Annotated in this window: 23 protein-coding genes; 12 read left to right on the top strand and 11 right to left on the bottom strand. The window is 45.7% G+C overall.

The window, feature by feature from the left end:
• Positions 1-153: 153 nt before the first annotated feature.
• From rlmB to OXI21_RS06140, 3 genes are all read right to left on the bottom strand, one after another.
• On the bottom strand, positions 154-897 hold the full coding sequence (gene rlmB, locus OXI21_RS06150; RefSeq protein ID WP_279618683.1) for a 23S rRNA (guanosine(2251)-2'-O)-methyltransferase RlmB: 744 nt from the start codon (positions 895-897) through the stop codon (positions 154-156).
• A gap of 109 nt (positions 898-1,006) precedes the next feature.
• On the bottom strand, positions 1,007-2,083 hold the full coding sequence (gene fbaA, locus OXI21_RS06145) for a class II fructose-bisphosphate aldolase (RefSeq protein WP_279618682.1): 1,077 nt from the start codon (positions 2,081-2,083) through the stop codon (positions 1,007-1,009).
• A 300-nt stretch (positions 2,084-2,383) separates the two neighbouring features.
• Positions 2,384-3,586, bottom strand: coding sequence for an aminotransferase class I/II-fold pyridoxal phosphate-dependent enzyme (locus OXI21_RS06140; protein ID WP_279618681.1), 1,203 nt, complete (start codon positions 3,584-3,586; stop codon positions 2,384-2,386).
• Between the two features lie 179 nt (positions 3,587-3,765).
• On the opposite strand from OXI21_RS06140, the gene typA reads away from it, so the two are divergent.
• Positions 3,766-5,592, top strand: a complete 1,827-nt coding sequence (typA, locus tag OXI21_RS06135; protein ID WP_279618680.1) for a translational GTPase TypA — start codon at positions 3,766-3,768, stop codon at positions 5,590-5,592.
• A 197-nt stretch (positions 5,593-5,789) separates the two neighbouring features.
• Positions 5,790-6,185: a hypothetical protein gene (locus OXI21_RS06130; protein ID WP_279618679.1), complete on the top strand. Its 396-nt coding sequence runs from the start codon at positions 5,790-5,792 to the stop codon at positions 6,183-6,185.
• A gap of 73 nt (positions 6,186-6,258) precedes the next feature.
• On the opposite strand, the gene nagZ is transcribed toward OXI21_RS06130, so the two are convergent.
• From nagZ to OXI21_RS06100, 6 genes are read right to left on the bottom strand one after another with little or no spacing between them, the layout of a single operon-like run.
• Positions 6,259-7,167 carry a beta-N-acetylhexosaminidase gene (gene nagZ, locus OXI21_RS06125; RefSeq protein ID WP_279618678.1) on the bottom strand — a complete coding sequence of 303 codons (909 nt, stop codon included), beginning with the start codon at positions 7,165-7,167 and terminating at the stop codon, positions 6,259-6,261.
• A 37-nt stretch (positions 7,168-7,204) separates the two neighbouring features.
• Complete coding sequence (locus OXI21_RS06120) at positions 7,205-8,011, bottom strand: ferritin-like domain-containing protein (RefSeq protein ID WP_279618677.1); 807 nt, start codon at positions 8,009-8,011, stop codon at positions 7,205-7,207.
• A 31-nt stretch (positions 8,012-8,042) separates the two neighbouring features.
• Positions 8,043-9,053 (bottom strand): Holliday junction branch migration DNA helicase RuvB, encoded by a 1,011-nt coding sequence (gene ruvB, locus OXI21_RS06115; protein WP_279618676.1) that lies wholly within the window; start codon positions 9,051-9,053, stop codon positions 8,043-8,045.
• A 17-nt stretch (positions 9,054-9,070) separates the two neighbouring features.
• Positions 9,071-9,850 carry a GTP cyclohydrolase FolE2 gene (gene folE2, locus OXI21_RS06110; protein WP_279618675.1) on the bottom strand — a complete coding sequence of 260 codons (780 nt, stop codon included), beginning with the start codon at positions 9,848-9,850 and terminating at the stop codon, positions 9,071-9,073.
• 25 nt (positions 9,851-9,875) lie between these two features.
• Entirely contained in the window at positions 9,876-10,403 is a 528-nt protein-coding gene (gene lptE, locus OXI21_RS06105) for an LPS assembly lipoprotein LptE (RefSeq protein ID WP_279618674.1), read from the bottom strand.
• A 3-nt stretch (positions 10,404-10,406) separates the two neighbouring features.
• Positions 10,407-12,461, bottom strand: a complete 2,055-nt coding sequence (locus OXI21_RS06100; RefSeq protein ID WP_279618673.1) for an EAL domain-containing protein — start codon at positions 12,459-12,461, stop codon at positions 10,407-10,409.
• A gap of 284 nt (positions 12,462-12,745) precedes the next feature.
• Between OXI21_RS06100 and lpxL the strand changes: the two genes are divergently transcribed.
• The 4 genes from lpxL (at position 12,746) to rimO (ending at position 17,129) form a co-directional block, all read left to right on the top strand.
• Positions 12,746-13,651 (top strand): LpxL/LpxP family Kdo(2)-lipid IV(A) lauroyl/palmitoleoyl acyltransferase, encoded by a 906-nt coding sequence (lpxL, locus tag OXI21_RS06095; protein ID WP_279618672.1) that lies wholly within the window; start codon positions 12,746-12,748, stop codon positions 13,649-13,651.
• A gap of 255 nt (positions 13,652-13,906) precedes the next feature.
• Positions 13,907-14,422: a 3-hydroxyacyl-[acyl-carrier-protein] dehydratase FabA gene (gene fabA / locus OXI21_RS06090; protein WP_279618671.1), complete on the top strand. Its 516-nt coding sequence runs from the start codon at positions 13,907-13,909 to the stop codon at positions 14,420-14,422.
• 22 nt (positions 14,423-14,444) lie between these two features.
• Positions 14,445-15,665: a beta-ketoacyl-ACP synthase I gene (fabB, locus tag OXI21_RS06085; protein ID WP_279618670.1), complete on the top strand. Its 1,221-nt coding sequence runs from the start codon at positions 14,445-14,447 to the stop codon at positions 15,663-15,665.
• Positions 15,666-15,800: 135 nt separating this feature from the next.
• Positions 15,801-17,129: a 30S ribosomal protein S12 methylthiotransferase RimO gene (rimO, locus tag OXI21_RS06080; RefSeq protein WP_279618669.1), complete on the top strand. Its 1,329-nt coding sequence runs from the start codon at positions 15,801-15,803 to the stop codon at positions 17,127-17,129.
• Between the two features lie 123 nt (positions 17,130-17,252).
• On the opposite strand, the gene rlmH is transcribed toward rimO, so the two are convergent.
• Together rlmH and rsfS are read right to left on the bottom strand one after the other, a co-directional pair.
• Complete coding sequence (gene rlmH, locus OXI21_RS06075; protein WP_279618668.1) at positions 17,253-17,723, bottom strand: 23S rRNA (pseudouridine(1915)-N(3))-methyltransferase RlmH; 471 nt, start codon at positions 17,721-17,723, stop codon at positions 17,253-17,255.
• A complete protein-coding gene (gene rsfS / locus OXI21_RS06070) occupies positions 17,723-18,043 on the bottom strand; it encodes a ribosome silencing factor (protein WP_279618667.1) in 321 nt (106 codons plus the stop codon). The genes rlmH and rsfS overlap by 1 nt, the downstream gene beginning before the upstream one ends.
• A gap of 128 nt (positions 18,044-18,171) precedes the next feature.
• Between rsfS and hemL the strand changes: the two genes are divergently transcribed.
• From hemL to OXI21_RS06040, 6 genes are all read left to right on the top strand, one after another.
• A complete protein-coding gene (hemL, locus tag OXI21_RS06065) occupies positions 18,172-19,449 on the top strand; it encodes a glutamate-1-semialdehyde 2,1-aminomutase (protein WP_279618666.1) in 1,278 nt (425 codons plus the stop codon).
• Between the two features lie 25 nt (positions 19,450-19,474).
• Positions 19,475-20,146, top strand: a complete 672-nt coding sequence (gene rpe / locus OXI21_RS06060; RefSeq protein WP_347815517.1) for a ribulose-phosphate 3-epimerase — start codon at positions 19,475-19,477, stop codon at positions 20,144-20,146.
• A 199-nt stretch (positions 20,147-20,345) separates the two neighbouring features.
• Positions 20,346-21,392 (top strand): type IV pilus twitching motility protein PilT, encoded by a 1,047-nt coding sequence (locus OXI21_RS06055; protein ID WP_279618664.1) that lies wholly within the window; start codon positions 20,346-20,348, stop codon positions 21,390-21,392.
• Between the two features lie 111 nt (positions 21,393-21,503).
• A complete protein-coding gene (rpmB, locus tag OXI21_RS06050; RefSeq protein WP_279618663.1) occupies positions 21,504-21,740 on the top strand; it encodes a 50S ribosomal protein L28 in 237 nt (78 codons plus the stop codon).
• A gap of 10 nt (positions 21,741-21,750) precedes the next feature.
• Positions 21,751-21,906, top strand: a complete 156-nt coding sequence (rpmG, locus tag OXI21_RS06045) for a 50S ribosomal protein L33 (protein WP_279618662.1) — start codon at positions 21,751-21,753, stop codon at positions 21,904-21,906.
• Between the two features lie 159 nt (positions 21,907-22,065).
• On the top strand, positions 22,066-24,819 hold the full coding sequence (locus OXI21_RS06040) for a valine--tRNA ligase (protein WP_279618661.1): 2,754 nt from the start codon (positions 22,066-22,068) through the stop codon (positions 24,817-24,819).
• Positions 24,820-24,889 lie beyond the last annotated feature (70 nt).

Here is a 24,889-nt window from a genome sequence, read left to right as displayed (position 1 = left end):
TTCGCACCGATAAACGGCAATCCGACAAAGGCAATCGACATAAAATAATCATCATTTTAGATGAAATAAAAAAGCACATGAATTCCTCAATTTTGAGGTCAACCATGTGCTTTTTTAGTGTTTCCAATAATTACTTATTGAGTAACTGACAACCTATAAGCCTTGGCGCTGACGGTACGCTTCACCCAGAGTAACCGCCGTTGCAACCGAGACATTTAAGCTCTCAATTTTGCCTTCCATCGGGATTTTTACGATGAAATCGCACTGCTTTTCCGTTAATCGGCGCAGCCCCTTTCCTTCTGACCCCATCACAATCGCAACCGGACCGCGGAAATCGGTGGAATAGACCGTTCCTTCGCCGCCGCCAGCCAATCCATAGGTCCAGATACCCTGCTCTTTAATGCTCTCTAAAAAGCGCGAGATATTAGTCACTTCCACAAAGGGCACACGCTCAGAACTACCACTTGAGACTTTACGCACAATCGGCGTTAATCCACAGGAATTATCTTTCGGAACAATCACGGCATCGATCCCAAACGCCTCTGCCGTACGCAGACACGCGCCCACATTATGCGGGTCTTGCACTTCATCTAAAATGAGTAAAAAAGGCGGATGACCGATCGATTCAAGTAAGTTATAGATAAAATCTTCATTTTCTGGCGCGCGCACTAATACTTCCGCCATAATGCCTTGGTGACGCACATCGTCTGCCGTCTCATCGAGCAATCTTCCATCGCCATAATTGACCACAACGCTCTTTGCATAGGCTTTCTCTAAGAGCTGATTCATCCGTTTATCGCGGCGCGTTTTATCAATCACCACTTGTAAAATTTCGCCCTCATCGAGTGCGGCTTCGATCGCGTGGAATCCAAAAATCCACTCTTTTTGCTTCATCATTGTTAACTCAATACCCGTAAAATAAAAAACCGCCCTCATCGAATCACTCGCGAGGACGGCTTATAGTGTAAAGGATTTACCGTTTAATTAGAATCTAATTAGACTTAAATTAGAAACGATTCATCGCATTTAGATCTTCAAATGCTTTCAATACGCGATTCACCATGCTCTCTTGACCGGCACGTAACCAAGTGCGTGGATCATAGAATGCTTTGTTCGGCGCATGTTCGCCTTCAGGGTTACCGAGTTGGCCTTGGAGGTAATCTTTCTTCTCGTTATAGAAGTTTAATACCCCTTCCCACGTTGCCCACTGTGTATCGGTATCGATATTCATTTTGATCACGCCGTAGCTGATCGCTTCACGGATATCTTCTAAGCTTGAGCCTGAACCGCCGTGGAATACGAAATCAAGTGATTTTGCAGGAAGATCAAATTTCTCAGAAACATATTTTTGTGAATTGTCGAGAATGATCGGAGAAAGCTCTACGTTACCAGGCTTATATACGCCGTGGACGTTACCAAACGATGCCGCAATCGTGAATCTGTGGCTCACTTTGCTAAGCGCTTCGTACGCGTAAGCAACGTGCTCAGGTTGCGTGTAGAGAAGGGCGTTATCGATCGCAGTGTTATCCACGCCATCTTCTTCGCCGCCGGTAATACCAAGCTCGATTTCAAGCGTCATATCAAGAGCATGAAGTTTTTCCATATACTCAACACAGGTCGCGATATTATCTTCTAAAGGCTCTGCCGATAGGTCGATCATGTGTGATGAAAAGAGTGGTTTGCCCGTCTCTTCTTTGAATTTTTTACCCGCTTCTAAAAGCCCGTCAATCCATGGAAGGAGTTTACGCGCTGCGTGGTCGGTATGTAAAATTACCGGAACGCCGTACGCTTCCGCCATCATGTGCACATGTTTTGCACCGGCAACCGCGCCTAAAATAGCCGCTTCATCGCCATCAAGTTTAAGACCACGGCCGGCATAGAATTTTGCACCGCCGTTTGAGAACTGAATAATAACCGGTGATTTGGCTTTTGCTGCCGCTTCTAAAACGCCATTCACAGATTCTGTGTTTACAACGTTAATGGCAGGAAGCGCAAATCCGTTTTCTTTCGCGATTTTAAAGACTTTTTGAACATCATCGCCATAGAGAACGCCTGGCTTTACTACATCAAGAATCGTTGACATACTACATTTCTCCTACATAAATTTAAAACACCCATATTCTACCGTTTTATCACGCCAAACTTCAACCAAAACGCCTAATTTATTCCTATGATTTCATCTATTTACTACAATTCAATTACATAGCGATTCAATTGTCCGCTCGATTCGATTTTTTGTGGTTTTTAACGGATCGTTTCACCGCGTTTCCCCATAAAATTTTGCTAACAAAAAAAGGCCATCGAGTTCCCTCCATGACCTTTTCTTTTTTCCGCTACATTCTTAATCGTTTAACACGACTAAGACCAGTATACACTTATATACTTACGCCACAACGCCATCTTTTTCAAACATAGCGCGAATGCTCTCTAACGCAATCGCAGTGCGCTCATCATCGACAATTAAGCCTAAACGCACAAAATGATCGCCCTTCTCACCAAACCCAATCCCGGGAGAGACGGCAACGGACGCTTCGTTAATCAGCTTTTTAGCAAACTCCATCGAGCCCATGTCGCGATAGGCTTCCGGAATTTTCGCCCAAACAAACATCGACGCTTTCGGTTTTTCAACAGGCCAACCAATCGCATTTAATCCATCACAAAGCACATTACGGCGATGCTCGTAAAGATCAGAGATCTCTTGCACACACTCTTGCGGGCCGGTGAGCGCTTCAATCGCAGCCATTTGAATCGGGGCAAAGGTGCCGTAATCAAGATAAGATTTCATTTTCGCAAGCGCGGCAATTAAGATGGGATTGCCCACCATAAACCCAACGCGCCAGCCAGGCATATTATAACTTTTTGATAGCGTAAACGATTCCACCGCAATCTCTTTTGCCCCTTCCACCTGCATGATGGAGGGCGCTTTATAGCCATCAAAGGCAAGGTCGGCGTAAGCAAGATCGTGCACAATCCAAATGCCGTGCTCTTTGGCGATCTTTACAATACGCTCAAAAAAATCAAGATCGACACATTCGGTCGTCGGATTACTTGGGAAATTGAGAAACATCATCTTCGGTTTAGGGCTTGCTGATTCAATCGCTTCTAAGAGATTTGCCTCAAAATTTGTATCGGGGCCAGTTTCTACATGAATTACTTTTGCACCTGCTATAATAGGTCCGTACGGATGGATCGGATATGCAGGATTTGGTGCTAAAATGGTGTCGCCCTCAGAGAGCGTTGCTAAAGTTAAATCCGCAAGCCCTTCTTTCGAACCGATGGTATAGATGGTTTCCGTTTCCGCATCGAGGGCAACATCGAAACGTTTTTTATACCAAAGAGCGATCGCTTCACGGAGTTCTAGCACCCCGCGCGATTGAGAGTAACGGTGATTTTCACCCACCTTGGCGGCTTCAATTAAGGCATCCACAATATGCTTTGGCGTAGGTTGATCTGGGTTACCCATACCAAAATCGATCACTTCCTGTCCGGCGGCTTTGGCTTTGGCTTTGAGTTCATCAATCACGCTAAAGACATACGGAGGAAGATTATCAATTCGTTTAAAGGAAGTGGATGGTTTGACGGACATTGTTAGCCTCTCTAATTAATAAAATAAATGATCCATATCAATAGCAAAGTTACAAGCGTTTCGAGACGTTGTCAACTCTCTAAGCCCCCTATTCTTTACCATTTTTAGAGAAAAAAAATGAAAAAAAGAGTAGAATATGGAGCTGGTAGTTTTTTATACAAATAACATAAGATATTTAGATGATACAAAATTTACGAAATATAGCCATTATTGCCCACGTTGACCATGGTAAAACAACGCTGGTGGACCAACTTTTAAAACTTTCGGGGACCTTTAAGGAACACGAAAAAGTTGCAGATCGCGTAATGGACTCAGGTCAAATCGAGAAAGAGCGCGGCATTACCATTCTTGCTAAAAATACAGCGATCGAGTGGAAAGATTATCGCATCAACATTGTGGACACCCCAGGTCACGCCGACTTTGGTGGTGAAGTAGAACGCGTTCTCTCCATGGTCGATTCGGTATTATTACTTGTGGATTCTGTTGAAGGACCGATGCCACAAACCCGCTTTGTAACGCAAAAAGCGTTTGCAATGGGCTTTAAACCAATCGTGGTGATCAACAAGATTGACCGCCCGGGCGCGCGTCCTGATTGGGTGCTTGACCAAACGTTTGAACTTTTTGACAAACTTGGCGCAACTGACGAACAGCTCGACTTCCCTGTGATCTACGCATCGGGCCTCAATGGCTTTGCAGGCCTAACTTCTGACGTTCGCGATGGCAACATGGACCCGCTTTTCCAAGCGATTATCGACCACGTTGATCCACCGAATGTGGAAGTGGATGCACCGTTCCAATTACAAGTATCATCGCTTGACTACAACTCATACGTGGGTGTTATTGGGGTTGGCCGTATTCAACGCGGTAAAATCACTAAAAACTCACCGGTTAAAGTGATCGACCGTGAAGGCAACATTCGTACCGCGCGTATGCAACAAATTTTGGGCTTCCGTGGACTTGAAAAAGTCGAATTTGAATCGGCGCAAGCAGGCGACATCATCTCCTTTACCGGGATTGAGCCGCTCTATATTTCAGATACGCTCTGTGATCCTAATCACCCTGAAGCGCTGCCTGTATTAACCGTTGACGAGCCTACCGTATCGATGAGCTTCCAAGTCAATACCTCACCATTTGCCGGTAAAGAGGGTAAATTTATTACCTCACGCCAAATTCGTGAGCGTTTAGACCAAGAGCTTGTGCATAACGTTGCGCTTCGCGTGGAAGATACCGATAACCCTGACCGCTTTAAAGTGTCCGGTCGTGGTGAGCTTCACTTATCAATCTTAATCGAAAATATGCGCCGTGAAGGCTATGAATTAGCCGTGGGTCGTCCTGAGGTTATTATTCGTGAAGAGAACGGCGTTAAAACCGAACCTTACGAAACATTAACCTTTGATATCGACGAAAACCATCAAGGGGCAATCATGCAACAGATGGGTGAGCGTTTTGCAGAACTGCAAGATATGATGCCGGACGGAAAAGGCCGTATTCGTATCGATTACATCATTCCATCGCGTGGTTTAATCGGTTTCCAAACGGAATTTATGACGCTCACTAGCGGAACGGGCTTGATGTATCATAACTTCTCACATTATGGCCCTTATAAAAAAGGGGAAGTCGGTCGCCGTAAAAATGGGGTATTAATCTCAAACGGTGAAGGGAAAGCCCTTGCTTACGCCCTCTTTAACTTACAAGAACGCGGTCGCCTCTTCGCATCACATGGGGATGATATTTACGAAGGCCAAATTATCGGGGTTCACTCACGCGATAATGACCTTGTAGTCAATGCCCTTAAAGGTAAACAGCTCACCAACATGCGTGCCGCGGGAAGTGACGAAGCTTTAACGCTTTCACCGCCTATTAAGTTAACGCTTGAGCGCGCCATCGAGTTTATCGATGACGATGAGTTAGTAGAAGTAACGCCAAAATCAATCCGTATTCGTAAGCGTTACCTCACCGAGAACGATCGTAAACGTTTCTACCGTTCACACAAAGACGAAGATTAATCTACAAAATTGATCAACGTATCTGATCATCATATTTGATCAGCGTTCATTTAAATGCCTTTGAATCTTGGGTTACCCCCTAAGTTCAAAGGCTTTTTTATGCCCGTTCGGTGGGTGCTTTATTCTGAAACACCCCCTCTCTTTCTGCTACAATCGCCTGTAAATACCTCTCTTACATATCCAACAAAGGAATCCCTATGAGCGATGCTGAAATGGTCTTAATTGATGGGGAAGAATATCCCCGTGAAGTCGATGGAATGGTGCTCGTCGATGTGTTTTACATTATGAAAGAAGATGTGGAAGCCTACACCGCCGACCGCGAACATTACGCCCAAAAAGCGCTGCAGTTTTTTGCCACGTTTTGCCCCTATCCCGAGCGTGATTGGGCCGGCACCGAAGATGGTGAGGCAGTCTTAGGGCTTAATTATAACGGTGAAATTCGCGCCATGGTTTATCTCGATCCCGACGGCATTGATGGCATGAAAGAGGCCGATGAAAAAGATGAATTTGAAGCGCATCTGCTTGAGATTAATGAGATCACTCCTGCACAGTTTGAGCACTTCCAACAAGAAGTGATCGAACGCGGTAATTAACCCTACCCACAAAAAACAGACATTAAAAAGCCCGAAGTGTTAATGCTACGTTCGGGCTTACTCTGGCTTTTATCTAAGCTAAATAGGCTCGAATCGCATCAAAATCATTACAGAGCAACACAATATCGATGCCGGCATTAAAGCACGCCGCGACTTTATCGTGCACATCGCCAAGCGCATCCGCCGCCTTCATATCGAGATCATCACTAATAATAACGCCCTGAAAATCGAGCTCTTCCCGCAGAAATGCCATGCATTTTTTCGATGACACTGCACTATAATCCGGATCGATCGCATCATAAATAATGTGCGACGGCATCACTCCTTCAATCCCGGCGTTAATAATTTCACGAAATGGAATAAGATCAAATTGCCACAACTCATCGAGGGTTCGCGTATCGCGCGCTGTCTCTAAATGTGTGTCAGCGGCTACATATCCATGCCCCGGAAAATGTTTTGCAATCCCCACTGACCCAGCTCTGTTAAGCCCTTGATGGAGCGCAATCGTGAGTTTTGCCACCACATACGGATCATAATGAAACGCGCGATCACCAATGGCACTATTGAGCCCAAAATCAAGATCGCATACTGGCGTATAACTAAAATCAACCCCCACATCTTGCAGCTCCCGCCCGATCGTTTCACCATACTCTGTCGCCTCTAACAGCGCTTTTTCAGGATCAAAATCATAAGCGTCGCCAAGCGTTCGCATTGGCGGAATGTGAGTAAATCCGTCCCGAAAACGTTGCACGCGCCCGCCTTCATGATCCACTGAAATAAGAAGTTCTGAACGCACCGCTTTAATCGAATCGGTGAGCGCTTTTAACTGCGCTTTTGACTCATAATTCCGGGCAAATAAAATCACCCCACCCACTTTCTCTGAGCGTAGCCAGTTAGCCTCTTCCTCTGTGAGCGATAGCCCTGAAATCCCGATAAAGACTTTACCGGTGAGCGATAATAATTGTGATTGAATGGCGTTCATTGCATCCTCTTACTCTTAAATAGCGGTGGGAAGATCGTTATAGGTCGATCGACTCTAACAACAGCGCGATCTCCTCTTCGGTAAATCCTGAACGAAGTCGAGCTTCGGTATTAATCGGCGCGCGAATGGTCTGCTCGTACTCATCAAGCAAGCTAAAAAAGGTCTCTTTGGGATCGAGATTTCGCTCACGACAGAGATATTGATACCAGCGATTGCCGATAATCACATGCCCTTCTTCTTCCCGCACAATGCGCTTAAGCATGGCAACCACACCAGTTTGCCCCACCTCTTTTAAACGATTAATAATTCCGGGAGTGACATCAAGGCCGCGCGCCTCAAGCACTCTAGGCACCAGCGCCATGCGGATAAGGGGGTCGTGAGCGGTGCGTTCCGCCGAATCCCATAAACCATTGTGCGCGGTAAACGCGCCATAGCTTGAACCCACCGAAGTTAGATAATCCGCTAACATCGAAAAGTGATCCGCCTCCTCTTTCGCGACCAAAAGCCAATCGCGATAGAAACGCTCCGGCATCGAACGAAAGCGATACGCCGCATCAAGCCCCAAATTAATGGCATTAAATTCAATGTGACAGATGGAATGAATGAGCGCATGCACGCCCTCTTCTGAGCCAATTTTACGGCGTGGCACATCCCGCGGGGAGACAAGCTCCGGCTTTTCCGGTCGTCCTGAAGGTAAAATTTCGGTTAAATCATCGGCCGCATAAGGCGCAATCTCGCCCTGAGTAATAGCATCATATAGCGCATAGACTTGCGAGAGTTTCGCGGCGACATCGGTTTCATAAAGGGCCTTGCCCACCGCCACATAAAAATCCGGTTGAGTCATATCGTTTCCTTACGAGATTCGATCGGTAAAACTATTCTCCGTCAGGGGTTAATCCAAAATATTCCCAACAGGTTTTGGTGGCAACGCGTCCGCGAGGGGTGCGCATAATAAAGCCTTCTTGAATGAGAAATGGCTCAATCATATCTTCGAGCGTCCCTTTCTCTTCCCCAAGCGCCGCTGAAAGTGTGTCGATTCCAACGGGGCCGCCATCAAACTTTTTCACAATCAAGCGAAGAAAATTACGGTCATGCTCATCAAACCCATATTTGTCGATATCGAGCATATTCAGCGCCGTATCGGCAATATCACTGGTGACGTTACCATTCCCTTTTACTTCAGCCACATCTCGAACGCGGCGTAACAGACGATTGGCAATTCGAGGGGTTCCCCGTGAACGGCGACCAATCTCATGAGCGCCATCATCGGTGATCGCCACATTTAAAAGATTGGACGAGCGTTTGACAATGGTGGTGAGCTCTTCATGGGAATAGAACATAAGGCGCGATACAATGCCAAAACGATCTCGAAGCGGTGAGGAGAGTAGCCCCGCCCGCGTGGTGGCACCAATTAGGGTAAAGTGTGGCAGATCGATCTGAATTGAACGGGCTGCCGGCCCTTCACCAATCATAATATCGAGTTTGAAATCCTCCATCGCAGGATAGAGCACCTCTTCGACAACGGCGCCTAAGCGGTGAATCTCATCGACAAAGAGAATATCGTTTTCTTGAAGATTGGTTAAAATCGCTGCTAAATCACCCGGTTTTTCTAAGACAGGTCCTGAGGTTTGTTGCAAACCGACTCCCATCTCGTGGGCAATAATGTGCGCAAGTGTAGTTTTTCCTAAACCTGGCGGGCCGTAAAGAAGCACATGGTCGAGCGCCTCTTCACGGTTTTTTGCCGCCTGGATAAATATTTTTAACTGCTCACGGATACTCGATTGCCCCGTGTAATCGTCTAAGGTTTGGGGGCGTATCGCCCGATCAATCACCTTTTCTTCAGGCAGTGAATCACCACTGACCATTAAACGATCCGATTCAATCATAGAGGTATCCTAATTGGTTATTCAAATGAGTAGACGATTTCCGCGTACGCCTGATGATTATGAATCGATTCAAAATTCTCAGATTCCACCGTAAACGACGCTAAATCTTCGCGCTCTTTTAAGATTAACACAAGATCACGCACCAGATCCTCCACAAATTTGGGATTATCATAAGCGTGCTCGGTCACATATTTCTCATCTTCACGTTTCAAAAGCGGATAGAGTTTGGATGAACCGATATCTTCCATCGCGTGGAGCATCTTGTCGATCGAAAATGCGCCAATTGATGCGGCATCTTTAAAGCGAAGCTTAATCTTCAAATGCGAACGTTGTGAGTGCGCACTAAAGCGCGAGATCTCTTTAGAGCACGGACAGAGGCTTGTTACCGGCGCCATCAAAGTAAGCTCGTAAAGATTACGACGTTTATCCGCGCGGATTTCACACTCAAAATCCATAATGCTCGCGACATTTGTCACCGGAGAAATACGCTCATAAAAGAGCGGGAATGCCATATGGCACTGCGCATTTTCCGCATCTAAACGCTCAATGAGTTGATCGAGCAGCTCGTCAACGCGCGCAAGGGAAAATTCATCGGTAAAATTGTGCCACGTCTCAATAAAACGCGACATGTGAGTGCCTTTACGCTCCGCCTGTAAATTAACGGTGAGCTCTGCTTCCATCACGGTGTGATTTTTGACCGTATCGTTAACAAAAACAAGCGGCAATTTAAGCCCTTTAATGCCTACTTTAGTGATCTCAATATTGCGTAGATCTTGGTACGCCTGTACATCATTCATTCTTGCGAAAATCCTTTTTCACGCTCTAGTTTTTCAAAGGTTGATTGGGGGTCGATTTTAATACCGCGCTGAGACGACGCACAAACATCATTCCCATCTCGTCGGCTAACTCTTTTTTCAATTGATTTTCACTCGCTGCGCGCCCTAATACATCGCTCTCAGCATGAGTGAAGGCCTTGCTCTTTTGGAAGACTTGATCCAAAACGATCTCATCATTTTGGTCTGTCACTTTAACATCGGCCACATAGGTTTGCGTATATTCACGGGTTTCACCGCCGGCGTTACTTGCGAGCGTACGTGAATGATAGCTCTCCTCGATCGAGACATATAGATCGGCATCTTCAGGCGTATCCACCACGCGAAGTGCTCGGCCTAAGCGAGTTTTAATCACATTGGCCATATTGGAACTATCGTTTAAATTATTATTGCTCGTCACATAGAGTGTTTGATACTCAGGCGGCAGTGCAATATTCCCGCGCAGATGAAAGCCACAGCCCACCAAAAAGGTCAGCAGTAGCGTAAGCAGTGAAAAGCGTTTTAACCACTGTATCATTATTTAAATCACCATTTGGTCGAAATCAAAATCAAGACTGTCCGACGGCTGTCCCAGCATGCGCCCACTTGCCAGAGGAATCGCATATTCCCACACCATCGCCATCGCCGATGGATTGTCTACCCCTTCTGCCATTAGCATCACGTTGCGGTTTTCAATATCGCTAAAAAGCGACACGATTTTCTCTTTCATACGGCGATCGGTTAAACGGCTCAAGCGCGATACAAAGTTCGATGCAAGGGTCACATAATCGACAAAGTTTAAGCCTTCTAAAATCTCATCAACAAAATCTTCGTTATCGCCACCATAGAGCACCCCTTTAATGCCACGCGCTTTCATATCACGGAGGAACGTTAATGCTTTTTCACGGTTGGTTGTGAGCAGATCCTTATTGATTCCAACCACAATCGATTTGCCTTCAATGGCGCTAAAGACGCGATTGGCCATCTCTTTTTCATCCACAATGCGCGCCGTTAATAGGCAAAAGACCTCTTTCTCTTCATTACCGGGCTCGGCAATGCGTGCAAGTGCGGTATTTAAAATGAGTAGGTCAAGTTCGCCCCCTGCGGGGTTACTTAAACCGTAAAGATGCGCTTTGTTCCACGATAAAATATTGCCGTTTGCATCATAAATTTCATATTCAGCGAGATAGCGATCTTTCGCTTCGCCACTAAAGCCTGAAATCGGACTAAAAGCCACTTTAACGCGATTCTCTTTAAGTGCATCGCCAAGCACCGAGAAGACCCCGAGGTTATCGCCCTCTAAATCTTCCGTACTTTCGATCTCAACCACCGCGCCGGTTTGATCAATAAGCTCTGCCGGAATGATGCGCGAGTTACGTTCAATGGTACGAAGCGCATCAAAAATTTGATCTTCTTGAATCGCTAAACTGGTGTAGGTGTAATCACTCTCTGACTGAATCTCTTCACCGTTAAATTCGAGCACATGGCTACGCACGGTATTGGAGATGGTATTGCCGATTCGGTCGATCGTGGTGATATCACAATCATTAATAACCATCAATAACGCGCCGGCACTGTAACGCACCATATTAAGATCGTGGAATTGACCTTTAATATTACTCATCACGCCTTGGAAATAGCTCTCAAAGGCTTCCACCCCTTTTTGCCCCCAAATGCGGAGATAGTCGGTCATGGTGACGCAAAGAAGCCAGTTTCCTGACCCTAAATCATTTTTAATCGATTTGATAAAATCAAGTTTCGTCGGAACGCGTACGCCCCCTGCAGTACCACTCTGTGCAGTTGTCGCTGGCGCTGATTGATCTTCATCCAATACCGGAATTGAGATCTCAAGACGCATCTCGCCTTCATAATTGACCATGCGGGCAATGTAATCATGGCTAAAGAGCGCACCTGTTTTCAGATTTTTAAATTCCCCTTTCTGTTCAACCGGTTTTTCTGAACGGCTCACCTTACGGTTCACTTTCTTAAACTCGGAGAGGTAATTGGGGCTAAATAGATCAAGCAGTAAAATACCCGAGAGTTTCTCAGCGTTTTCGATCCCAAAGAGATCTAAAAAGGCCTCATTGGCGTAAACAAAAAGTCCATCGGTGGAGTACGCGATGGCATTTTTAGTTTTACTTAAAAACTGTTCCGATTGTTCTCGAAGTTGTACTAATTCCCGTTTCGTTTCACGAAAATCAAGGCGCACTTTTCGAGTATGAAGGGAGTAAACCACATATTTGTAGAGTGCATTAGGCGTTGCGAGCGTGGTGACAAAATCGGCGCCCTCTTCAAGCAAGAATTGGCCCGCTTCAAGCTCGCCTTTATTAACAATTGAGAAGATCGACACATTGGTAACATCAACTAGCGCACTCACCTCTTTCACCGAAGGGAGTCCATCGGCGTGTTTTAACAAGAGCAGATCACACCCTTGAGTCTGGATATGTTGATCAATATCAGAAAGTTGGCTAAAACTCGCGACATCGATTAAAAGATCACTATTTATGCCGTAGGTACGGATAATCTGCTTTAATCGGGTAATGGCTGCTTCGTCCGTATCGACGTAAATTAGTCTATATACTTTCTTTTCACTCATAATGGTTCACTAAAAATAATGGATAATTGAAGGGCGAGAACCTGGCAACCCTGTTGAGAATTACCCGTCACCGCCCACCAAAGATAGAAATTTTGAGATTATTATAGACCATAATTGGCACTCCATCACATATTTCTCTTGCGTCTAAAAATTAACCATTTGATTTTTGCATAGATTCCGTCCTCAAATACAATGACCATTTTTTCACCTAAAGAGTGTGATATCATAATTTGTTTTAATCATTTTATTTTATAGGATCGATAACGATCTCGCGTGATTTGTGTATGAGTAACCGTATTCCACCAAAGGCCTCTGATCATAAGCTCCTCGCCTTTGGAATTTTTTGTGCCAAATGGGTAGCGCTCCTGCCGATGCCCTTTCTGCTCTGGCTAGGTCGCCAAATTGGGCGCGCCTCCTATTATGTCGCGAAAAGCCGTCGGCGCATTGTTGAGCGCAATATTGAGCTCTGTTTCCCCGATCTTTCCAAAGATGAGCAAAAAGCCCTTGTGAAAGCCAATTTCCGCGCGATGGGCATGGGGATTTTTGAGGTAATTGTGGCGTGGTGGAAGCCGGATCGTCAAATTAAAAAACTCTTTGTCTACGAAGGCCTTGAGCATGTGGAAAAACTCCGCGAAAGTGGCCAAGGCGCGCTGCTTTTAACCGCTCACTTTTGCCCACTTGAGATTGGGGGACGAGGAGTGAGTCTCATGACACCGGTACGCGGCATGTATCGCCCGCATGAAAATGAATATTATGAACATGTGCAATATCAGATGCGTTTTGATCAATCAGGCCTTGAGCCCATCACCCGCGATGAGACGCGCCGGTTGATTAAACTGCTACGTAAAGGGGATCTTATCTGGTATGCGCCCGACCAAAACTACGGCAATATCGATCACGTCTTTATCCCTTTTTTTGGGGTGAATACCCTCACCATTACCGCCACCTCAACGCTCACCCGTTTAGGAAAAGCGAGAGCCTTGCCCTATTTTTGCATTCGTAAAAATGGCAAATATCATGTGAAATTCTTAGCACCGCTCGAAAACTTCCCAACCGATGATTTAGAGGCCGATACCTTACGCCTCAATCAAATGTTCGAAGAGTGGATTATGGAAGCGCCGGAGCAATATCTCTGGGCGCACCGACGTTTTAAATCTCGTCCTGAAGGCGAGAAAAGTCTCTACGACTAAGGGGTTTGCGATCGGATTGAAACAGAAACGTTAACTCGCGACATTAAAATTTTGATCGCAATCCATAAAAATTTCTTTTTAGGTAAAAGATTGAAATCACACCAAACCACACCATTATGAGGACGTGGGCAAAAGAGGGAATTTCTGACTTTTATCTTAAATTAAACCTAAGGGAATGATAATATTAGGGGTCTTGCATACAGGGGCTCTGTCATCCCTACCCGTACAACTTATATATAAAGATAGGAACGAATAGTGACTAAACAATCAAGCTTTACTCGTGAAGAGTTAATCGAATGCGCACAAGGTAATCTTTTTGGCGAAGGCAACGCACAACTTCCCATGCCTCCGATGTTAATGTTCGATCGCATCACCTCAATCACCGAAGATGGTGGTAAATACAATAAAGGTTCGATCACTGCTGAATTTGATCTTAGCCCCGATCTTTGGTTCTTCCCATGCCATTTCGTTGGCGATAACGTCATGCCTGGCTGTCTTGGTTTAGACGCAATGTGGCAGCTCGTTGGCTTCTATTTAGGCTGGAAAGGCGGTCAAGGTCGTGGCCGTGCACTTGGTGCTGGGAAGGTAAAATTCTCTGGTCAAGTGCTCCCTACTGCCAAAAAAATAACCTATAGAATCCATATGAAACGTGTTATTTTAAGACAACTTACCATGGGAATCGCGGATGCGACTATGGAAGTTGATGGAAAAGAAATTTATGTTGGTGAAGACTTAAAAGTAGGTCTTTTCACATCAACAGAGAATTTTTAATAAATTTAGGAGTTAAACTATAATGAAACGTGTCGTTATCACAGGCCTTGGTATTGTATCAAGCATCGGTAACAACAAAGCGGAGGTACTAGAGTCTCTTAAAGAGGGGAAGTCTGGTATCAAGTTCTCTGAAGAGATGGCTGAGATGGGTTTTCGTTCCCAAGTTCACGGCGCACTCGACATTGACCTTCCGTCGTTGATTGACCGTAAAACCTACCGCTTTATGGCAGACGCTGCCGCATATGCTTACATTGCAATGCAACAAGCGATCGAAGATGCAGGATTACCTGAAGAGCTCGTTTCAAATGAGCGCACCGGAATTATCGTCGGCTCAGGCGGTGCATCTACGAAAAACCAAATCGATGCGATCGATACTCTACGCAAAAACGGCTCTACACGCCGTATTGGACCATACATGGTCACTCGTACCATGGGCTCAACGGTGTCAGCGTGTTTAGCGACACCTTTCAAAATTAAAGGCGTGAACTACTCAATCAGTTCCGCTTGCTCAACCTCAGCACACTGTATCGGAAATGCCGTTGAACAGATTCAACTCGGTAAACAAGATATCGTATTTGCCGGCGGCGGTGAAGAACTTCACCCTTACATGAGCGCGATGTTTGACGCGATGGGCGCACTCTCATCAAAATACAATGACAATCCTTCCGTTGCCTCACGTGCCTACGATAAAGATCGTGATGGCTTTGTGATCTCAGGCGGTGGCGGAATCGTTGTGGTTGAAGAACTTGAACACGCTCTTGCTCGCGGCGCAAAAATCTATGCAGAGATCACCGGTTACGGCGCAACTTCTGATGGATATGACATGGTTGCCCCAAGCGGTGAAGGCGCTGAACGCTGTATGCGTCAAGCAATTGCTACCGTTGATGGCGAAATCGATTACATCAACGCACACGGTACGTCAACTCCCGCTGGTGACTTACCGGAAGTTCGCGCGATCAATAAAGTATTCGGCGATAAATTCCCGAAACTGACCTCAACCAAATCACTTACCGGTCACGCACTTGGCGCAGCTGGAGTGAATGAAGTGATCTACTCACTTTTAATGATGGAAAACAACTTTATCGCAGCAAGCGCGCATATCGATGAGTTAGATACTGAAGTGGCTGAGTATCCAATCGTACGTGAGCGCATCGATAATATCGAGCTCAATAATATCTTAAGCAACAGCTTTGGATTTGGTGGAACGAACGCGTGTGTTGTTCTCAGTAAATACAAAGGCTAAGCCAGAAACAATCTGGAATTAATCCTCGTTAATCAACGCCCCATTTATCATAAAGTGGGGCGTTTTTTTGTCCGCCCTTTTTAATTTATAGTATGATAGAGCCCTATTTTTCAACAACGATGTAAGCAACGTTCTATGCAAAGCAATACCCCAAAAGTTGGTTTTATCTCCCTTGGTTGCCCGAAAGCCCTTGTGGATTCTGAATATATTTTGACGCAACTTCGCACCGAAGGGTACGAGATTGTGCCCGATTATGAATCGGCGGACCTTGTGGTGGTGAACACCTGTGGATTTATCGATTCGGCCGTTCAAGAGAGTTTGGACGCGATCGGCGAAGCCCTCGATGAGAATGGTAAAGTGATCGTCACCGGTTGCCTTGGCGCCCGCTCAGAAGAGATTCTCGCAAAATATCCCAACGTTTTAGCCATCACCGGCGCGCACGCGTTCCAAGAAGTGATGCATGCGATTCACATGCACCTGCCCCGCCCGCACGATCCATTTACCGATTTAGTGCCTGAAGGCGGGATTAAGCTCACCCCACGTCACTACGCCTACCTTAAAATTTCAGAGGGATGCAATCATTCCTGCACCTTCTGCATTATTCCAACGATGCGCGGAAAGCATCAATCTTACCCGATTGATCGTGTGTTAACGCAAGCAAAACAGCTCGTTCATGCCGGCGTAAAAGAGCTATTAGTGGTGGCGCAAGATACGAGCGCTTACGGCGTTGATACGAAATATGAGCTCGGATTTTGGGATGGCCGCCCGGTTAAATCAAACATTCAAGAGCTTTGCGAACAGCTTGCAACGCTCGGTGTTTGGGTGCGCCTCCATTATGTTTATCCCTATCCGCACGTAGACAGACTGATTCCACTGATGGCCGAAGGAAAAATCCTTCCCTATTTAGATGTGCCATTACAGCACGCCTCTCCGCGTATTTTAAAAGCGATGAAACGCCCCGCCAATAGCGAAAATATGCTCGAACGCATTAAAAAATGGCGCGAAATTTGCCCAGAAATTGTGATTCGCTCCACCTTTATCGTCGGCTTCCCGGGCGAAACGGAAGAAGAGTTTGAAGAGCTTCTCGATTTCCTCCGTGAAGCGAAACTTGATCGCGTGGGCGCCTTTAAATATTCACCGGTTACTGGCGCAAAAGCGAATGATATTGCTGAGCTCATCGATCCTGAGATCCAAGAAGAGCGCTTAGCTCGCTTTATGGAAGTGCAGGCAGAGATCTCGGAAGCGAAACTTGAAGCGCGCGTTGGCACCACCATTGAAGTGATCATTGATGAATATGACGCTGAAGGCGCGATTGGTCGCTCAAAAGCCGATGCTCCCGATATTGATGGTGTCGTATTTGTGGATAATGCACCGGATAATCTTGAGGGCAAAATCGTCCTTGCCCGCATTGATGATTATTCATCACACGATCTGTTTGGTGAATTTGTTGGAATTAAAGAGTAACATCCCTATACCCCATAATAAATATTTAGGCAAAAAAAAGAGAGCGAAGGATGATTCCCCGCTCTCTTTTATTTTGACCACTTCGATCATTGTTTATCTTGTACAGCTATAACCACAAACCCATCATTCACGATGATAGGGATGATTGTGAATAATGCTCCACGCTCTAAAGAGCTGTTCGGCGATAATCACGCGCACCATCGGATGCGGCAGCGTTAATTTTGAGAGTGAGATACTTGTCTCAAACTCTTTTTTAATCTCCGGATCAAATCCTTCGGGCCCGCCAATTAAGATGGCGACATCGCGCCCCATCTGCATCCAATTTTCCAATCGCTGACTTAACTCCGGCGTTGAAACCGCTTTACCGATAACATCAAGCCCAACGATATAGGCATTTTTCGGAATCGCTTTACGAATTCGATCGGCCTCTTCTTTGAGAATCTTCTTCGGATCGCTCTTTTTCTTTCGCGGCGAGGGAGCGACTTCAATCAATTTAAGTTCCACCTCTTGTTTTAGACGCGAGGCGTACTCGTCATAGCCCGTTTTTACCCACGCCGGCATATTTTGACCGACGGCAATGAGATAGATGACCATTACACCATGAAGAGTTTTTCAAGTTGATAAAAATCGCGCTTCTCTTCACTCATCACATGAAGCACCAGATCGCCAAAGTCGATCAAAATCCAGTCTGCCCCACGTTGCTGACCTTCGATTCCGATCGGTTTATAGCCCTCTTTAAGCATTGCCTCTTCGGCTTTACGAATCATCGATGCAATGTGCGCGCCTGATGTCCCTGATACCACTAACACCCAATCGGCATAACTCACAATATCTTTAACATCATACGCTTTCGGGTTGATCGCTTTCATCTCATCGAGCGCATTTAAGAGTGCATCTTTAATATTTTCGTCCATATAGTGTCCTTATCTAAATAACTCCGCCTATTGTAGTGAATTTAATCGCATTGAACAAATGGAGTTTTCCCTTCATAATATTGTCAGAGAATTTATCGATTCATCGTTATAAAAAGGATTAATTGAATATGAGTCATTTTGATAATTTATATGCAGAAGCCCAAAAATACATTCCCGGCGGTGTGAACTCTCCCGTTCGCGCGTTTAAACAGGTGGGTGGCGCGCCGATCTTCTTCAAAAAAGGAGAAGGTCCTTACATTTACGATGAAGAAGGTAAAAAGTATATCGATTATGTCGGTTCATGGGGTCCGATGATCGTTGGGCATGCTCATCCTGAAGTGATCGATGCGGTGATTGAAACGGCAAAAAACGGCCTCTCATTTGGTGCGCCAACGGTATTTGAAACCGAGCTTGCAAAGCGCGTCATTGAGATCATCCCTTCGATGGATTCCGTGCGCATGGTAAGTTCTGGAACGGAAGCGACCATGAGTGCGATTCGTCTTGCTCGCGGATACACCGGACGCGATAAAATCATCAAATTTGAAGGGTGCTATCACGGCCACTCAGACTCGTTACTCGTTAAAGCGGGCTCGGGCCTTCTAACCTTTGCCGAACCCTCATCACCGGGCGTTCCTGCCGATCTCACTCAGCACACGCTCGTTTTAGAATATAACAACATTGACGATCTCAACGCCGCCTTTGAAAAATATGGCGATACCATTGCCTGCGTTATTGTTGAGCCCGTTGCCGGAAATATGAACTGTATTCCGCCGGTAAAAGGCTTTTTGGAAGCGATTCGTCAAAACTGTACCGATCATGGCGCGGTCTTTATTATGGACGAAGTGATGACCGGTTTCCGCGTGCACAAACACTCAGCACAAGGCTTATATAATATTACCCCCGATCTTTCCACCTTCGGAAAAGTGATCGGTGGCGGAATGCCTGTTGGCGCATTTGGCGGAAAACAGGAGATTATGGATCACCTCTCACCAAACGGTGCCGTCTATCAAGCTGGTACCTTATCCGGAAACCCCGTTGCGATGGCAGCCGGTTTAAAAACCTTAGAACTTGTGTCAAAAGAAGGGTTTTACGATGAGCTTAAAGCGAAAACCGATTACCTCATCGAAGGCATCAACAAGGTCTTTGAAAAACATGGCAAAACCATCTCAACCAATCACGTTTGCGGAATGTTTGGACTCTTCTTTACCGACCGTAAAGTAGAAAGCTACAAAGACGCGATGAGCTCCGATATCGAGTTTTTCAAAAAATTCTACCACGGCATGTTAAATGAAGGCATCTACCTTGCGCCAAGTGCGTTTGAAGCGGGATTTGTCTCAAATGCGCACAGCTATGATGATCTTGATGCAACTATTAACGCGATGGATCGCGTACTTGCATCGATCTAACGATAAACATTAGGAGATTTAAATGATGAAACAGACGCCTTGGATCGCCCCTTCCATTCTCTCAGCGGACTTTGCTCGCCTTGGAGAGGAAGTGGATGCGGTGCTCAATGCTGGCGCAGACATTATCCATTTTGACGTAATGGATAATCACTATGTGGAAAACTTAACCTTCGGCCCGACGATCTGTAAAGCGCTACGCAATTATGGCGTGACGGCTCCGATCGATGTGCACTTGATGGTCTCTCCCGTTGATCGCATGATTGAAGCCTTTGCTAAAGCGGGCGCGACCTATATCACCTTCCACCCTGAGGCAAGTCTTCACGTCGATCGCTCGCTTCAATTGATCAAATCACTCGGCTGTAAAGCGGGGTTAGTCCTCAATCCAGCCACACCAATTCATGTCTTAGATCATGTTTGGGATTACTTAGATATGGTACTAGTAATGAGTGTTAATCCTGGCTTTGGCGGACAGAAGTTTATCCCCTCAGCACTCGATAAACTCAAGACATTACGCACGATGATTGATCAACAAGATCGCGAGATTCGTCTCGAGATTGACGGCGGGGTAAACCTCGATAATATTGCTGAAATTTCAGCCGCGGGAGCCGATACCTTCGTCGCCGGCAGTGCTATCTTCGGAAGTGAGCTTACATATCAAGATGTTATCGGACAGATGAAAAATAATGTAAAATCTTAGTAAAGAAGTGCTAATATTTATGTTGTTTAAAATTAAGCCATCACTCCTATTGAGTGGTGGTTTTTTAAGTCAATAATATCTGCGCCGCCGATAAGAAGCATACGATCAATTTTTTGTGACTTTGTCTCCTACGCGCAATATTTAAATGATAACATATTGTCTTAATTGCATTATTTAGCTTACAAAAGGTTTTCTATTTATGAATTTAGCGGATTTACTTGCCTTCGTGGTCAAGCATAACGGTTCGGACCTTCACTTATCTGCAGGCCTGCCTCCGATTGTGCGGATCGATGGGGATATTACTCGTATTAACCTACCGGCGCTTAGCCACGATCAAGTTTATGACCAAGTCTATGGCGTCATGAACGACTCGCAACGTAAAACGTTCGATGCCAACATGGAAGTCGACTTCTCGATTGAAATCCCTGGAATTGCTCGTTTCCGTGTTAACGCATTCCAACAAAGCCGTGGTATGGGTGCGGTATTTAGAACGATCCCAACCGACATTATGACCATGGATGAGCTCGGCATGCCGGCGATCTTCCGTCAAATGATCTCGGTTCCTCGCGGATTAATCTTGGTAACAGGACCAACGGGTTCGGGTAAATCAACCACGCTCGCTGCGATGATTGACTACCTCAACCGCAACAATCCTTACCATATCTTAACCGTTGAAGACCCGATCGAGTTCGTTCACCCGCCCCGTAAAGCCCTTATTAACCAAAGGGAAGTTCATAGAGATACGCTAAGCTTTGAAAACGCGCTCCGCTCCGCACTTCGTGAAGACCCGGACGTTATCTTAGTTGGGGAGCTTCGTGACTTAGAGACCATTCAGCTTGCGCTAACCGCTGCCGAAACCGGTCACTTAGTATTCGGAACCTTGCACACCACATCAGCTGCAAAAACCATCGACCGTATTATCGACGTATTCCCGGAAGGGGAGAAATCGCTCGTTCGTTCGATGCTCTCAGAATCGCTTCAAGCGGTTGTTTCTCAGACTCTTCTTAAGAAAATTGGGGGCGGACGAGTGGCGGCTTGGGAGATCATGGTGGGAACGAATGCGATCCGTAACTTAATCCGTGAAGATAAGATTGCACAGATGTATTCAACGATCCAAACCGGACAATCATTCGGAATGCAGACCCTTGACCAACATCTTGAACAGCTTGTAAAAGCAGGTCTTATCACGGCAGAAACCGCGGCAAGTAAAGCGAAAAACCCAAGTCTCTTTGCAACAGGGAAATAACCCACGAGATTTAATTTGTATTAAGCTCTATTTTCAATTACAATAATGACGTTTAGTTCGTTCGTAATTTTTGTGATAAAAATTATCATTAGTTAAGGTTAGTGAATCATCATGAGTAAAGTATGCCAAGTAACTGGGAAAAAGCCCGCAGTCGGCAATCACGTATCCCACGCAAATAACAAAACGCGTCGTCGTTTTCTTCCCAACTTACAGACTCATCGTCTTTGGGTTGCGAGCGAGAACCGTTTTGTATCATTACGTGTATCTCCAGCAGGTCTTCGCACAATCGATAAAAAAGGCATTGATGCGGTTTTAGCTGAACTTCGCGCGAAAGGCGAAAAAATCTAAGGAGTAGACCATGAGAGAAAAAATTAAATTAGTATCATCAGCAGGTACCGGTCATTTCTACACAACGACCAAAAACAAACGTACTATGACTGAGAAATTAGAACTTAAAAAATACGATCCTACGATCCGTAAACACGTTCTTTACACTGAAGCGCGCTTAAAATAATCGCAAATTTAGTGATCAATAGTGAGAAAACTAGCTTTTATAGCTAGTTTTTTTTGGCCTAAAATAATCTGAATTCCCCCACCACCCCCTCTTAAATGATATACTTTTAAGATTAATTTTAAGAGTACATTTCGTTTATCTTTAGATTTGGAATATCAAATGGAACAGACCTATCAACCCCAAAATATTGAGAAAAAGTGGTATCAATATTGGGAAGAGAAAAATCTCTTTAAACCCACCAATGACGAGAATGCACCGAATTACTGTATCGTAATTCCCCCGCCGAATATTACCGGTAGCCTCCATATGGGCCACGCATTCCAAGATACTATTATGGACCTTTTAACGCGCTATCATCGTATGCAAGGCTACAACACGCTCTGGCAACCGGGAACGGACCACGCGGGCATTGCAACGCAGATGGTGGTCGAGCGTCAACTCAATGCGGAAGGAAAAACGCGCCACGATCTTGGCCGTGATGCCTTTGTTGATCGAATTTGGGAATGGAAGGAGCAATCCGGCGGAAACATCACTAAACAGTTACGCCGTATGGGCGCAAGCCCCGACTGGACGCGCGAACGCTTTACCATGGATGAAGGTCTATCGGCGGCGGTGCATAAAGTCTTTATTGAGCTCTATGAAGAGGGCTTAATCTATCGCGGTAAACGCCTTGTTAACTGGGACCCTGTTCTTAAAACCGCTGTGTCGGACATTGAAGTGGAATCCAACGAAGAGCAAGGCTCGATGTGGCATCTACGCTATCCGATCGCAGGCACCGATGAGCATATGATCGTAGCAACTACGCGCCCTGAAACCATGCTCGGGGATACTGCCGTTGCGGTTCATCCTGAAGATGAGCGCTACGCAAGCTTTATCGGAAAAATGATTGATCTTCCTTTCTGCGATCGTCAAATCCCGATCATTGCCGATGAATATGTCGATCCTGAATTTGGTACCGGCTGCGTTAAGATCACCCCTGCGCACGACTTTAATGACTATGAGATGGGCGTTCGCCACAATCTCCCGCTCATTAACATCTTTACCGATGATGCGAAAATTAACGATGAGATGCCGGAAGCCTATCGCGGACTTGATCGGTTTGATGCACGTAAACAACTCGTCAATGACTTTAAAGAAGCCGGCCTTTTAGAGAAAATTGAGCCACATACGCTGATGATTCCACGCTGTGATCGTACGAACCAAATTATCGAACCTTACCTCACTGACCAATGGTTTGTGGATGCGAAAACGCTCGCTAAACCGGCGATCGATGCGGTTAAAAATGGCGACATCAAATTCATTCCTCAAAACTGGGAAAATACCTACTTTGAGTGGATGAACAACATTCAAGATTGGTGTATTTCGCGTCAGCTCTGGTGGGGTCACCGAATTCCTGCGTGGTTTGACGAGGAAGGCAACATCTATGTAGGCAAATCAGAAGCCGATGTTCGCGCAAAATATGATTTAGGCGATATCACTCTTAAACAAGATGACGACGTATTAGACACTTGGTTCTCATCGGCGCTCTGGCCTTTTTCAACTTTAGGCTGGCCCGATAAAACCCCTGAACTTGAGAAATATTATCCTACTTCTGTGCTTGTGACCGGGTTTGATATTATCTTCTTCTGGGTGGCGCGCATGATTATGTTTGGCCTCCACTTTATGAAGGAAATTCCGTTCAAAGAGGTCTATTTCCACGGACTCGTTCGCGACCAAGAAGGTCAAAAAATGAGTAAGTCGCGCGGAAACGTGCTCGACCCAATCGATCTTATCGACGGAATCGATCTTGAATCGCTCGTGCAAAAGCGCACCACCGGCCTGATGCAACCACAAATGGCGCCTCGCATTGAAGAAGAGACTCGCCGTCACTTCCCTGATGGGATTAAAGCATTCGGAACCGATGCACTCCGCTTTACTTTTACCTCGCTTGCAACAAATGGACGCGATATCAACTTTGATACCGGCCGCGTTGAAGGCTATTCAAACTTCTGTAACAAGATCTGGAATGCCTCACGCTTTGTCTTTATGAATGCCGAAGGAAAAGCGATCAAACACGATGAGAGCAAACTGTCGCACATCGACAAATGGATTCTCTCACGCCTTGATACCACGCTCAGCGAAGTAAAACGCTACATCGAATCCTATCGCTTTGATTTGGCCTCTCAAGAGATCTACGACTTTACTTGGCACGCCTTCTGTGACTGGTATTTAGAGCTCACTAAACCAATCTTAAACGGCGATTTTAGCGAAGATGAGAAAGCGGCAACGCGCCACAATCTCCTCTTTGTTCTCGATGCGATTTTAAAAGTGATGCATCCCTTTATGCCTTACATTACCGAAGAGATTTGGCAAAAACTCGTGGTAATTGCACCGCAATTTAAAACTACAGAGAGTATCTCGATCGCCCCATTCCCAAGCGTTAACGCGAAAGATGCCGCGCTTGAGAAAGAAGTCGATTGGCTCCAAGAAGTTCTGCTTGCCGTACGCCGTATCCGCGGTGAAATGAACATTGCACCAAGCCGTCCGCTCGATGTTCTTTTTGAAAATGCGAGTGCTGATGACCTTAAACGCATCGAGAGCAACCTCCTCTTTATTAAACGCATGGGACGCATTGAGTCACTCACTGCGTGCGAAGGGGATGCGCCTGAATCAGCGGTCGCCGTTGTCGGTCGTATGCGTCTTTTAATTCCGCTTGCGGACTTAATCGATAAAGACCAAGAGCTTAAACGTCTTGAGCGCGAGATCGCTAAAATTGAGCCACAAATTAAAGGTCTTCAAGGCAAACTTGGGAATCCTGGATTCTTAAATAATGCCCCTGAAGCGGTTGTGGCCGGTGAAAAAGCGAAGCTTGAAGATTTCGAGAATAAACTCGCTGAACTTAAACAGCAATTTGAGAAAATCAAAGCGCTTTAATCGGCACCTATTACTGATTAAATAAACGTAAAACTAAAAAGGCATCGAGCGGTTACCCCATTCGATGCCT

This window comes from Ignatzschineria sp. RMDPL8A (assembly GCF_029815055.1).
In the GTDB taxonomy this organism is placed as follows: Bacteria; Pseudomonadota; Gammaproteobacteria; order Cardiobacteriales; family Wohlfahrtiimonadaceae; genus CALZBJ01.
This window is presented reverse-complemented; position numbering and strand designations above follow the sequence as displayed.

Excerpts from the sequence above, each read along its gene's own strand:
- rlmB (WP_279618683.1), bottom strand. The coding sequence starts at position 897 with ATGATGAAGCAAAAAGAGTGGATTTTTGGATTCCACGCGATCGAAGCC.
- fbaA (WP_279618682.1), bottom strand. The coding sequence starts at position 2,083 with ATGTCAACGATTCTTGATGTAGTAAAGCCAGGCGTTCTCTATGGCGAT.
- OXI21_RS06140 (WP_279618681.1), bottom strand. The coding sequence starts at position 3,586 with ATGTCCGTCAAACCATCCACTTCCTTTAAACGAATTGATAATCTTCCT.
- typA (WP_279618680.1), top strand. The coding sequence starts at position 3,766 with ATGATACAAAATTTACGAAATATAGCCATTATTGCCCACGTTGACCAT.
- OXI21_RS06130 (WP_279618679.1), top strand. The coding sequence starts at position 5,790 with ATGAGCGATGCTGAAATGGTCTTAATTGATGGGGAAGAATATCCCCGT.
- nagZ (WP_279618678.1), bottom strand. The coding sequence starts at position 7,167 with ATGAACGCCATTCAATCACAATTATTATCGCTCACCGGTAAAGTCTTT.
- OXI21_RS06120 (WP_279618677.1), bottom strand. The coding sequence starts at position 8,011 with ATGACTCAACCGGATTTTTATGTGGCGGTGGGCAAGGCCCTTTATGAA.
- ruvB (WP_279618676.1), bottom strand. The coding sequence starts at position 9,053 with ATGATTGAATCGGATCGTTTAATGGTCAGTGGTGATTCACTGCCTGAA.
- folE2 (WP_279618675.1), bottom strand. The coding sequence starts at position 9,850 with ATGAATGATGTACAGGCGTACCAAGATCTACGCAATATTGAGATCACT.
- lptE (WP_279618674.1), bottom strand. The coding sequence starts at position 10,403 with ATGATACAGTGGTTAAAACGCTTTTCACTGCTTACGCTACTGCTGACC.
- OXI21_RS06100 (WP_279618673.1), bottom strand. The coding sequence starts at position 12,461 with ATGAGTGAAAAGAAAGTATATAGACTAATTTACGTCGATACGGACGAA.
- lpxL (WP_279618672.1), top strand. The coding sequence starts at position 12,746 with ATGAGTAACCGTATTCCACCAAAGGCCTCTGATCATAAGCTCCTCGCC.
- fabB (WP_279618670.1), top strand. The coding sequence starts at position 14,445 with ATGAAACGTGTCGTTATCACAGGCCTTGGTATTGTATCAAGCATCGGT.
- rimO (WP_279618669.1), top strand. The coding sequence starts at position 15,801 with ATGCAAAGCAATACCCCAAAAGTTGGTTTTATCTCCCTTGGTTGCCCG.
- rlmH (WP_279618668.1), bottom strand. The coding sequence starts at position 17,723 with ATGGTCATCTATCTCATTGCCGTCGGTCAAAATATGCCGGCGTGGGTA.
- rsfS (WP_279618667.1), bottom strand. The coding sequence starts at position 18,043 with ATGGACGAAAATATTAAAGATGCACTCTTAAATGCGCTCGATGAGATG.
- hemL (WP_279618666.1), top strand. The coding sequence starts at position 18,172 with ATGAGTCATTTTGATAATTTATATGCAGAAGCCCAAAAATACATTCCC.
- rpe (WP_347815517.1), top strand. The coding sequence starts at position 19,475 with ATGAAACAGACGCCTTGGATCGCCCCTTCCATTCTCTCAGCGGACTTT.
- OXI21_RS06055 (WP_279618664.1), top strand. The coding sequence starts at position 20,346 with ATGAATTTAGCGGATTTACTTGCCTTCGTGGTCAAGCATAACGGTTCG.
- rpmB (WP_279618663.1), top strand. The coding sequence starts at position 21,504 with ATGAGTAAAGTATGCCAAGTAACTGGGAAAAAGCCCGCAGTCGGCAAT.
- rpmG (WP_279618662.1), top strand. The coding sequence starts at position 21,751 with ATGAGAGAAAAAATTAAATTAGTATCATCAGCAGGTACCGGTCATTTC.
- OXI21_RS06040 (WP_279618661.1), top strand. The coding sequence starts at position 22,066 with ATGGAACAGACCTATCAACCCCAAAATATTGAGAAAAAGTGGTATCAA.